This is a genomic window from Streptomyces sp. NPDC045026 (assembly GCF_056432625.1).
The window spans coordinates 1-1,281 of the sequence record NZ_JBWKIS010000073.1; the positions used below are offsets into that span (position 1 = coordinate 1).

The following is a 1,281-nucleotide window of genomic DNA, read 5'->3' on the forward strand; positions in this document are numbered from 1 at the left end:
TGAGGGGCCCTGCGCTTCTCGGACACCGGTGTTGAGGGTTCTCCTTATGCCGCTGCCTGCAACACCTCGTACTCGGCGTGGACTTCTGCGGGAGTCTTGTAGCCGAGTCCGGAGTGGAGGCGTTTTCGATTGTAGAACATCTCGATGTAGCGGACGATCGCCCGGTGGGCATGTGCGCGTGTTGGGAACGTAGTTCGGTGCACGAGTTCGTTCTTGAGGGCGCCGAAAAACGATTCGGCCATCGCGTTGTCCCAACAGACACCGGTGCGGCCAACCGACGCTCGCAGGCCCAATGAGCGGAGCTTGCAACGAAGTTCCCGAGACGTGTATTGACTGCCGCGATCGGAATGAAATACGCCGCCTTCGGCGAGGTCGATGTTCCGGGCCGCCATATCGAGTGCATCCGATATGAGAGAGGTCTTCATGTGGTCGGCCATTGCCCAGCCGACCACAGCTTTGGTGTGGCAGTCGATGACGGTCGCGAGATACAGGAACCCGGCCCAGGTGTGAACATAGGTGATATCGCTGACCAGTTTGCGCCCGGGAGCGTCAGCGGTGAAGTCACGGGCCAGCAGGTCGGGCGTGGCCGGCGCCGCATCATCGGCGATCGTGGTCGCCCGCCAGGGCCGTGGCTGGCATGGCACCAAGCCGAGCTCGCGCATCAGCGCGCGGACCAGTTCCGCTCCGGCCTGCACGTTCATCCGCTGGAGCGCGGCGTGGACACGCCGGTAGCCGTAGGTCTCCTGCGAGTCGGAGAAGACCTGGAGGATGACAGCGCTCAGTTCCGCACGGCGCTTCGCGGTGGCCGACAATGGCCTGGACCTCCAGTGGTAGAAGCCCGACGTGGATACTCCCGCCCAGGTGCACATCTGCTGCACGGGAAAGTTGTCGGCCTCGCCGTCGATGAACTCGTACTTCTCCGTCACCGGTATTCCTGGGCGAAGAAGGCCGCCGCTTTTCCCAGGAACTCGGTCTTCATACGGAGTTCCCGGTTCTCGCGTTCCAATTCGCGTAGGCGGGCGCGTTCGCTGATGTTCAGGGGAGGCTCCTCCCCGGCGTGCTCTTGCCGGTACCGGCTGACCCAGGTGCCCAGCGTTCCCTCGTTCACTTGTATCTCTCGGGCGACCTCGGCGATCGGGCGGGACTCCACGACCACCATCTTGACCGCCTCGTCCCGAAACTCAGGACTGAACTTCCTACGCTTCTGTGCCACGTGCTCTCTCCGCCGTTCTGGACTTCGATCCTATGGGGACCGCTGTCCGAGAACTTCAGGGCGCCTCA

1 protein-coding gene is annotated in these 1,281 nt (G+C 63.1%); it reads right to left on the reverse strand.

The annotated features are described in order from the left end of the window. Nucleotides 1-44: 44 nt before the first annotated feature. Nucleotides 45-1,213, reverse strand: a protein-coding gene (locus AC07EJ_RS46075; protein ID WP_389491645.1) for an IS3 family transposase whose coding sequence is annotated in 2 segments (ribosomal slippage) — nt 45-961 and nt 961-1,213 — 1,170 coding nt in all. Because the reading frame shifts where the segments join, the coding sequence is not laid out codon by codon here. Between the last annotated feature and the right edge of the window lie 68 nt (nt 1,214-1,281).